At 36.9% G+C, this 9,798-nt stretch carries 9 protein-coding genes, 1 tRNA gene and 1 pseudogene; 10 read left to right on the top strand and 1 reads right to left on the bottom strand.

The window, feature by feature from the left end; translation table 11 throughout:
- Positions 1-324 (top strand): type II toxin-antitoxin system VapC family toxin (locus SCALIN_RS04415; protein ID WP_096893057.1); only part of this gene is annotated, 324 nt, incomplete at its 5' end.
- Positions 325-734: 410 nt separating this feature from the next.
- Here the strand turns inward: SCALIN_RS04415 and SCALIN_RS04410 are convergent.
- Positions 735-2,129, bottom strand: a complete 1,395-nt coding sequence (locus SCALIN_RS04410; RefSeq protein WP_096893034.1) for an IS1380 family transposase — start codon at positions 2,127-2,129, stop codon at positions 735-737.
- A 166-nt stretch (positions 2,130-2,295) separates the two neighbouring features.
- On the opposite strand from SCALIN_RS04410, the gene SCALIN_RS04405 reads away from it, so the two are divergent.
- The 9 genes and pseudogenes from SCALIN_RS04405 (at position 2,296) to SCALIN_RS04365 (ending at position 9,602) form a co-directional block, all read left to right on the top strand.
- Positions 2,296-3,072, top strand: a complete 777-nt coding sequence (locus SCALIN_RS04405) for a class I SAM-dependent DNA methyltransferase (protein WP_096893033.1) — start codon at positions 2,296-2,298, stop codon at positions 3,070-3,072.
- A gap of 216 nt (positions 3,073-3,288) precedes the next feature.
- Positions 3,289-4,040 (top strand): annotated as a pseudogene (locus SCALIN_RS23785) (ATP-binding cassette domain-containing protein).
- Positions 4,041-4,078: 38 nt separating this feature from the next.
- Positions 4,079-5,554, top strand: coding sequence for an ABC transporter permease/substrate-binding protein (locus SCALIN_RS04395; RefSeq protein ID WP_420885420.1), 1,476 nt, complete (start codon positions 4,079-4,081; stop codon positions 5,552-5,554).
- 146 nt (positions 5,555-5,700) lie between these two features.
- Positions 5,701-6,081 carry a hypothetical protein gene (locus SCALIN_RS04390; protein WP_133111653.1) on the top strand — a complete coding sequence of 127 codons (381 nt, stop codon included), beginning with the start codon at positions 5,701-5,703 and terminating at the stop codon, positions 6,079-6,081.
- A gap of 110 nt (positions 6,082-6,191) precedes the next feature.
- Positions 6,192-7,328, top strand: a complete 1,137-nt coding sequence (locus SCALIN_RS04385; RefSeq protein WP_096893031.1) for an IS630 family transposase — start codon at positions 6,192-6,194, stop codon at positions 7,326-7,328.
- A 788-nt stretch (positions 7,329-8,116) separates the two neighbouring features.
- A complete protein-coding gene (locus SCALIN_RS04380; RefSeq protein WP_203415336.1) occupies positions 8,117-8,404 on the top strand; it encodes a hypothetical protein in 288 nt (95 codons plus the stop codon).
- A complete protein-coding gene (locus SCALIN_RS04375; protein ID WP_096893030.1) occupies positions 8,397-8,624 on the top strand; it encodes a DUF2283 domain-containing protein in 228 nt (75 codons plus the stop codon). The genes SCALIN_RS04380 and SCALIN_RS04375 overlap by 8 nt, the downstream gene beginning before the upstream one ends.
- Before the next feature lie 131 nt (positions 8,625-8,755).
- Positions 8,756-8,956 (top strand): hypothetical protein, encoded by a 201-nt coding sequence (locus SCALIN_RS04370; RefSeq protein WP_096893029.1) that lies wholly within the window; start codon positions 8,756-8,758, stop codon positions 8,954-8,956.
- A 574-nt stretch (positions 8,957-9,530) separates the two neighbouring features.
- Positions 9,531-9,602, top strand: a tRNA-Thr gene (locus SCALIN_RS04365).
- Positions 9,603-9,798: the final 196 nt, after the last annotated feature.

The raw sequence follows: 9,798 nt of genomic DNA, 5'->3' as shown, positions 1-9,798 counted from the left end.
GGGCGATTGAGCAACTTATCAATAGCCTTGATCAATGAACATGACCTTTTTGTTTCTCCTATAGTTATTCTTGAATTGCAATATCTATATGAGATTAAACGCATTACAAAAAAAGCTAGCGATGTTATTGCTGATCTTTCAAACCGAATAGGACTGGAGGTATGTAATAAAGACTTTATAAATATTATTACAAAGGCTACAAACTTAAAATGGACGCGAGATCCCTTTGATAGGATCATTGTAAGCAATGCAGCATTAGGTGGAGATGTATTAGTGACTAAGGATCAGGCGATGTTAAATAATTACAATAACTCAAAATGGTAATATCAGCTTCTGTCTATTATTCTGTACATAACGAATAAGGAAAACTGCAAATGCTCAAATGCGGGAAACATTAAATTCATTAGATTTATGAAGAGTCTATATTTCGCTCGATATTTCTTTAGCCATATGCAGAAATCACTTGTATCAGACGTAATCAGAGGTTGAATTTGAAATATTTTAAACAATATTAAGGAATTTAATAGTAAATTTATACCTAAATTGAGCGGTTTTAATATTACGACAAAAAAAAATGAAATATATTCAATTTTTTCTAGCCAAAATTGTTTCGGTTTGGCAATAAACCTTCGCTTACTAAAAAAATTCTTTTAGAAATGCATTTTTAGTACAATTTTCCGGAACATGGACATACCTCTCCCACAGATAACCTTGTTTTCAACTTCTTGTCACGCTTATATGATTATTGGTATGGGTTTTTGACTTCGTTGCCATAATATATCAAAGTGCAAATTGTCCATTACTGCCTGTGTTACTTTAAGGATTAACTGCCTGCCAGTGCCTATTATCTTTGCTGCAAAGTCTAATGCCTTTCTCCTTACAGTTGTTGCATAGCTGCCGATTGGCATTACTCCGTCTAATACATCTTCCTTATATGTTTCAAACAAAAAATATGATATGAGCATGCAATAATATACTACACTATTTGGTACAAATCTCTTAAACGGTAATTCTTCAAATCCAAAATCCTTTAACCCTCTATGCGGTAATTCATCTGCTCCTCTCATATGATGGCTCTCTATAATTGTTTCTGTATGCAACAATCTTCTCTCTTCCTCCTGAGTACTACAGTTGGCTAACACCTTTGGATTAACTCCTATATTCGTGAGAATTACATTATCTGGCCGCGCAAAGTCCAATAACCTTTGTTCTCCATCATGACTCAATCTGGTGTATATTGCACGATAAAACCTCTCCCACGAATCACATCTATAACCAAACTCCAAATACTTCCACTCTTGATTCCTATTGCTGTAGACATCCCATTGGTCCTCTAACTGGACACCTACATACTCCTTTACTCCCTTATACATCTTGCCAGTACAGATAAATCCTACTCCAAGATTGTCACATGCTTGTAATATTTTCTCATCAAAAAATCCACTATCAAGCCTGACTATTATCGTGACTGTCTCACTATATTCCTCACGGATTACCCGCACAAGGTCTCTCATCATATTCACCACGGTATTACCATAGTTGCTGTGTTTCTTTCCACCTCGGAAGACCGCATCCACTATCTTACCATTCCAAATTGCTTGTAAAGGTTGGAAACCTTTTACTTTCTTATAGGTGGGCTGTACTCCATAGCGCTTCTGTGCTTCATCGTTGTCCATAACCATTGTATCTAATGTTAAGTCTATGACCTCAGGGTTTTCTCGCCTTAACCTCCAAATAAACATCTTTCGTAATATCTTCCGAAATGGGCCTCCACATACCCATGAAAACGATTTATAAAACCGTTTTATCTGATGTGACGACACCATCTCTGTCTGAGAATTCTCTATTACTGATGCATAGCCCTCATCTGCTCTTAATTGATCAAATGAATTTAGGTGGCGACTCGTCCCATCATAAAACCAACAAAATATCTGTTTGAATATATTCCACACCGGAAGACCTTTGCCACTTTTTCTGATATCTCCAAAAAACTCTTCTAATAACGGGTATATTTCTACACTACTTAAATATTTAACAAATAAAGACATGCCTCCTCTGCCGGTTAATGTGTCATTTGTTACTCCGATTTTGTTAATCTTGCACTTGCTTTTAAATACATTTTTCTTCATAATACTCTCCTCACTTAATGGGTGATGGATTTTGTTTTCTTGAAAATGTATTATAACAAATTACTATTGCCTTTTAAGTGGGTTTTAAGTCTTTTTAGCAAATACAAATCGCTCAACTTAGGTTATATATAATGTCCTTAATAAAATTTTTTTATCAAAAAAATCTATGAATAACAAACGATACAGAATCCAATTTCCGAAAAGTGAATGCCAAAATGCTGACCAGGATGAAGCTTTTTTTTATTTATTAGAGTCTAAGGATCAAAAAAAGATTAAATTTCATGATTACGACGTGATTTATAACATCCCGGGATTATATGAACAGATATTTTATGATCGTCTCAAATGCTGCTCTCCAAAAAAAGTGACTGAAATTCTTAACACAAGTGTGGCGCAAACAAATGAAAACTTCACAGAACTCAGGGTACTAGACGTAGGAGCAGGAAATGGACTAATGGGTGCAGAACTTAAAAAACATGGTGTTTCCAGGCTTGTAGGTGTTGATATTATCCCAGAAGCAAAACGGGCGACAGAACGAGACAGGCCACATATATACGATGCTTATGACACTATAGATTTGTGTAATTTAGATGAAAGTGAGGCAGAGGATTTATCTTCATGGTCGTTAAACTGTTTGACAACAGTCGCTGCTTTAGGGTTTGGTGACATTCCACCCAAAGCATTTATGGTAGCATTTAATATCATCCAATCAGAAGGCTGGGTAGCATTTAATATAAAAGAAACATTTCTTGATAATAGTGACGACAGCGGGTTCTCAAGAATGATTAGAGATTTAATTTTCTCTAAGTATATGGATTTATATCATTTAGAGAGATACCGTCACCGTGTTTCAATAGAAGGAGAACCATTATTTTACTTTGCTGTTGCAGGTAAAAAAAATTATGATGTCCCCAAAGATTTTTATGATAAATATTTTGATTAGCTTAATTTGAGGAAAGAAGTACTTCTGTTAGTCATACAAGTTGTGGCGAATGGGTTACAAAACCGTAAATGGCTGCGCGATTTCTTTCTGAAGTGTACCTGTACATACCTCCACCTGCCAATCAAAATAGAATTACAACTCATTATATTATGAAACGATAATGACATACCGGGCATATAATCAGACAAGAACGATTAGTTAAAAACATACCTTTTTATGATTGAAATACATAGTGTTTCTAAAACTTATGGTCGAACAGCAGCACTTCATTCCATTAATTTGACCATTCCTGCAGGTCAGACAACGGCATTCATCGGCCAGAGTGGCAGTGGAAAATCAACTATACTTCGGCTCATTATAGGCCTTATACAAGCAGACAGTGGAGCTGTTTTTTTTAAAGGAACCAAAGTTACTCCTGAGACTGTGATTTCTTTAAGGCGAAAAATGGGTTACGTTATCCAGGAGGGAGGTCTTTTTCCGCACCTTACCGCTCATGAAAACATAGTACTGATGGCACGCTACCTGTGTTGGAGTGATGAACAGATTAATGGACGGCTGAATGAGCTAACCAGGCTGACGCATTTTCCGTATGAAGGGCTTGAGCGTTTTCCGGTACAGCTTTCGGGCGGTCAGCAACAGAGGGTGAGTCTGATGCGTGCTCTTATGTTAGACCTGACGTGCTCCTGTTAGACGAGCCTTTAGGTGCACTAGATCCGATGATAAGGGCCGATCTCCAGGAGGATTTGAAAATGATATTTCAAGCACTTGGCAAAACAGTTGTTCTGGTAACTCATGATATAGCGGAAGCCGGTTTCTTTGGGGATACTATTACGTTACTGAGGGATGGAAGAGTTTTACAGAAAGGTACACTCGAAGATCTGATACAATCACCAGCCGATGCATTTGTTACAAGCTTTATTAATGCTCAACGGAGTCCTTTAGATGTTAAGAGGAAGGATTCCAGTTGAAAACATACTTTATTATCCTACCCCTTTTTGTATGCAATATTCTCAGCATAACCATCCTTCCTCTTTCTGTACAGAGTTCCACAGCAGAGATCAAAATTGGCTCTAAAAAGTTTACTGAATCTGTAATTCTCGGTGAGATAGTAACTCATCTAATAAAGAGCACTGGCAAACAACCTGTTTATATGCGTGAACTTGGAGGTACCCGTGTACTATGGAATGCCTTAAAAAAAGGCGAGATTGATATTTATCCTGAATATACAGGCACAATCAGTGAGGAAATCCTGGCAGGTGAGGGAGTATATAGCGAAGAGGAGATTCGTCAGGCCCTGACAAAGCATCATATTAAAATGACAAAGGCGTTGGGTTTTAATAATACCTATGCAATCGGGATGAACAAGGAAGTCGCGGAAGAGCTCAAGATTCAAAAGATATCAGACCTGCGCCACTATCCTGATTTAAAATTCGGGTTTGGTAATGAATTCATGGACCGAGGAGACGGCTGGCCGGCCCTACGCAAAATTTACAATTTACCACAGAAGAATGTAAGAGGTCTGGATCATGATCTTGCCTATCGAGGTCTTGAAAAAGGTAGTATTCAGGCAATTGATATCTATTCAACCGACGCCAGGATAAAGTATTATGGGCTGCGGTTACTGGAAGACGACCTGAATCATTTTCCTATGTACAATGCTGTTATTTTGTATCGATCTGATTTAGAAAAACGTGCTCCGTATGTGGTAGCTGTTCTGAAAGAACTTCAAAGCAAAATAAATGAATCAGAAATGATCAAAATGAATTCCCGTGCCAACCTTGAAATGGTATCGGAAAGTAAGATAGCTTCCGACTTCCTTTTGGAAAAGTTATCTCTGCAAACTGAATTTTTTGAAGAATCTGCAATTCGCCGATTGATGCGCCATACAGGAGAACACCTTTTTCTGGTAGCAATCTCATTATCAGCCGCTATTATAATTTCAATACCTCTAGGTATCCTTTCCGCAAAACTACCGAAATTGGGACAGATTGTTCTGGGCATTGTTGGGGTAATCCAGACAATTCCTTCACTGGCCATTCTTGTTTTTATGATTCCATTACTGGGTATTGGTGGGCCTCCTGCTATTATGGCGCTCTTTCTCTACAGTGTCTTGCCGATTGTAAGTAATACATATACAGGTCTTCATGATATTCGACCACAGATAAGAGAGTCAGCAGAAGCACTTGGGCTCCCGTCGGTTGCAAGGCTTAGACTGATAGAATTGCCTATGGTGTCCCGATCTATTCTCGCTGGTATCAAGACTTCAGCAGTGATTAATATTGGAACGGCAACGTTAGGTGCACTTATAGGTGCTGGAGGTTATGGGCAACTGATCCTTACTGGTATCAGGCTGGACAATATATCACTTATCCTTCAGGGTGCCGTGCCAGCAGCAATACTTGCTCTTATTGCACAAGGCTGTTTTGAGGCCCTGGAGAAGTTTTTCGTACCAAAAGGCCTTCGGTTGAAACATAACGAATAAGGTTAAGTAGTTGTGTTATTGTATCCGCAGCATGTTCAAGGAGTAGTTAGCCCTATAACTTCACGTCCTTTTTTACTCTGAAAAAGACCTAATAGTGTTTTCTTTATTTGCAACTTGACCTGTCAGAATCTTTAAATGATATCTCGGTGTCAAAAGAATATGATATTGACAATGCCATAACGCATGAGATAATCTACAAAATCGACTCATTTGTTACTCCTTTGTTGATGTTGTGGGGACAACTTAACTCAGATTGTAACAATGAGTCTTTTTATTTGGCAAAGCCTTTGTTTTCTGACCACAACCAAAGGTCGTGGGTTTCCGCAATATTACTAAAATTAGTTGAGGTTCTACCGGATGCCTTACAGAATATTAAAAACCTTGCAGAAGAGATGAAAGATATTCCAAAGGATGATATTAAAATAATTGGCTTATATCGCACTGATACATTCTGTAAATTTACTGAGTGGTTAATTGGTATCAAGACCAAGGTTGCTATCGGGTCCAGTGTCCTAATGCAAAATTAATAACAATTGGAGCTTATAGTATTTAATTAGGTATCTAGTACAATGATTCCATAATAACATTGCAATATGGTTCTTTTTGTGGCATACTAACCTCAAGAAAGGAGGTATATATGCCATTTATCAGAAAAAGACCACTTATCATTTTGAACCGAGAAGAAAAATCTTATTTACAAGAATTAAGCCGATCACGAACAGAAACTGCCCAAAGGGTAGAACGTTCAAAAATAATATTATTGTACTCTGAGGGAGTGTCAGTATCTGCCATAGCTCGTCAGTTACAGACCAATCGTCCCAAGATAGAGCGATGTGTTGATAAGGTACTTCAGTTAGGAGTTGTGGTTGCCCTGCAAGATTTACCAAGAAAAGGCAAGCCGCCGTCCATTACTAAAGAAGCTCGTGCTTGGGTAGTATCATTAGCTTGTCAAAAACCAAAAGATTTTGGATATTCATATGAACTCTGGACAACAAAACTTTTATCTAATCATATAAAGACAAATTGTAAGAATGCCGGTCATCCTTGCCTGAAAAAGATATCTCGTGGAACGGTTTCAAAGATTTTGACCAGAAATGAAATCCGGCCTCACAAGATCAAATATTATTTAGAAAAGCGTGATCCTGACTTCGACTCCAAAATGGAACAAGTACTCTATGTCTATAAAGAAGTAGAAATACTTCGATCTAAAGAACAAAAAAATTGTTCTACGGCTATTCTTTCATATGACGAAAAACCAGGAATTCAAGCCATCGAAAACACAGCTCCTGATCTTCCACCTGTAGCAGGAAGCAAGCCTTTTTTAGCCAGGGACCATGAGTATATACGTCATGGAACAGTTAGTTTGATGGCAGGAATCGACCTGTTGAATGGTAAAGTCCATGCCTTAGTTGTTGACCGTCACAGAAGCCGTGAGTTTGTACAGTTTTTAAAAACTGTAGATCAGAATTACAAAAAAGAGTCAAAGATTCGCATTATATTGGATAATCATTCTGCCCATATATCAAAAGAGACAAGAGCATATTTATTAACAGTGCCAAATCGGTTTGAATTTATTTTTACACCAAAACATGGTTCTTGGCTCAATATAATAGAATCCTTTTTCGGGAAAATGGCAAGAACCATGCTCAGGGGAATAAGAGTTGTTTCCAAACAGGATTTAAAAGATCGAATTATGAAGTACATAGACGAGGTTAACAGGGACCCTGTTGTGTTTAAGTGGAAATACAAAATGGACACACTTTCGGTAATATAGTCTATTGCAACGATAATTTTGAATCGTTATACTAGAGACTTGTTGATACTGGATTTCCACTTAAAGCATGTGGGAATGACAGTTTTGAGGCAATAGATAGAATATACAGAAACCTGACCAAATATTGCAGATTCAAATTATGTATTTGATGTTGAGCACATTTTTATTGAACATTATTTTACCCTTGAATTAACTATGTAACGTCACTATTATAATTAGCTTGCTTAAAGATATCTTCATACCAGTAGCTATAAATAATTCATACAAACTAAATATTGCCCGCGTGGCTCAATGGTAGAGCACGTCACTCGTAAACCCATTTGGATGTTTTTTGCAAGTCCTTTAAAATCAACATAATGTATTATATATTAAATACTTATAACTATATTTGAGTTGGCTCAATTTGTCTCTATTTGTACCAATTTGTACGAGTTATAGTCGCAATATAGTCGCAGCAACTTCACCATCAGAGGGTGTGAGTGGAGTTGATGTTTTTTTGAGTTATCCACATTTGCATAATTTGAATAAAGATACTCAAAAAAGTTCCTCAAGTATCATACTTGACATACCACTATTGTATTTATAAAGTACAATTCTGATATATATGATGTCTTGTATTAGTTGCTTAATTGTATAAGGGTATAATAGAGACTATATGCAGGTCTATATAATATAATTTGTGTTAGAATTTAAAAAAATAAAGTATAACAATTCCTGGATCGACGGCTATCGTTGCAGCTCAGAATTGTTGTTATCGGACATAACAGGTATAAAAAAGTGGAGAGGATGTGGAAAACCCTGAAGAAACTGTAATTGTATGGACTGACTATATGAAGTATAGAGCAGAACTAAGGGGATTTGAACTTTCAAAGATTGAATATATATTACGGTACTCCGGAAAAAGGTACTTCGATACTACAACCCAACGTTTAATAGCAGTGGGAAAACATGATGATAAACTGGTTATAATTCCATACGAAAAACATAGAAGCGAAATAACACCGGTCACAATTCATGCAACTTCACGCCAACAAATTACTTTCAGACTAAAAACAGGGAGATTTACCTATGGATAAAACAAAAATGTCATATTTTAAAGATGAAGATATTCTGCATATATTCATCTCTGATGGAAAAGAAGCGGATAGCATTGAGTTAAGTCCAAATATTACCGCCGAGTTGAATGAAAGTGGTGAATTAATTGGGATAGAGATATTAGAGGCAAGTTCTTTTCTTCGCGATTCCATATTGGAATCATCACAAGCTAAAATACTTAAATTAAGAAAACCCGTATAACTATCAAATCCAGCGGACGGCAAAAAAACGCCGCCACTGATTTAAGCCGTTCACCCCGCATTCGCTTAAACAATGAGGATTAAAATATTTCGCAATACAATTTTGCTTGGGTTCCTGAGAAGGCAATACATATGAAAAAAGAATATGATTTTTCAAAAGGAGAACAGGGCAAGTTCTATAAGCCCGATGTGAAGCTTAATCTACCAGTTTATCTGGATTCTGAAGCTTATTCTTTTGTTGAAAAAATAGCAGAGAAGAAACAAGAAGATTTATCAACCATAGTTAATAATCTCATTAAGACTGACATGGAAATAGCTGATCTGGTGCAATAAAATTAAAAACGAACAAGCGTATAAAACGTTATGCAGGGAGAAGATGATTACAGTAAATACTCTTTTGGAATGGGTTCGTCAGATGGTAAATGTGAAATATACTAAAATTATAAGTCCTTGATATTGGGCTGGTTTCCAGTTTTACCTTGAAAATCAAGGGATTGTTAGCATCGTATCTGTTCTAATAGGTTCAATCAATTCTATCTATTACGGTTAATTCTAGCACAAAATTAGCACAAATAATAACTAAGTGAATGTTTTGTATTTCTGCCCAACCCCACTCCAAACCACATTTCATCTGTAATATCCCTGATGTTAAAGTTTTACATATCAAGCGTAATTGGGGGGCTATTTTGAGCAGTCCAGCAAATGTAAGAAGTGTATTTGATATTGAGCACATTTTTATTGAACATCATTTTACCCTTGAATTAACGATGTAACGTCACTATGATAACTAGCTTACTTGAACAAAGGCTAAAGCTGTCTTCATATCAACAGCAGTAAGGAATTCATGCAAATAATATTGTTTGCCAAATAAACTTTCTCCCGCCCGTGCCGATACGGACGGGGACATGCCCGCGTGGCTCAATGGTAGAGCACGTCACTCGTAATGATGAGATTGTGGGTTCGATTCCCACCGCGGGCTTTTATTAACTTCTTTATTTACAGTTACTTAGTGTTTTCTAGAGGCTAAAAAAACCGTCACCAGACCGTCACCAGAATGAAATTGGAGACTGTATGGTAATGGTGGGGATAACCACTTTTTAATTTCCTGAAATACTCCTCATTACTTGGCCATAAAGCCTAAGTTATATCCTTGTTTTGTCGTTTATATATTATAT

This window comes from Candidatus Scalindua japonica, assembly GCF_002443295.1.
Classification (GTDB): Bacteria; Planctomycetota; Brocadiia; order Brocadiales; family Scalinduaceae; genus Scalindua; species Scalindua japonica.
This window is presented reverse-complemented; position numbering and strand designations above follow the sequence as displayed.

What these genes read in the sequence shown, in the direction of transcription:
- SCALIN_RS04410 (WP_096893034.1), bottom strand. Translation starts at nt 2,129, where the DNA reads ATGAAGAAAAATGTATTTAAAAGCAAGTGCAAGATTAACAAAATCGGA.
- SCALIN_RS04405 (WP_096893033.1), top strand. Translation starts at nt 2,296, where the DNA reads ATGAATAACAAACGATACAGAATCCAATTTCCGAAAAGTGAATGCCAA.
- SCALIN_RS04385 (WP_096893031.1), top strand. Translation starts at nt 6,192, where the DNA reads ATGCCATTTATCAGAAAAAGACCACTTATCATTTTGAACCGAGAAGAA.
- SCALIN_RS04375 (WP_096893030.1), top strand. Translation starts at nt 8,397, where the DNA reads ATGGATAAAACAAAAATGTCATATTTTAAAGATGAAGATATTCTGCAT.
- SCALIN_RS04370 (WP_096893029.1), top strand. Translation starts at nt 8,756, where the DNA reads ATGAAAAAAGAATATGATTTTTCAAAAGGAGAACAGGGCAAGTTCTAT.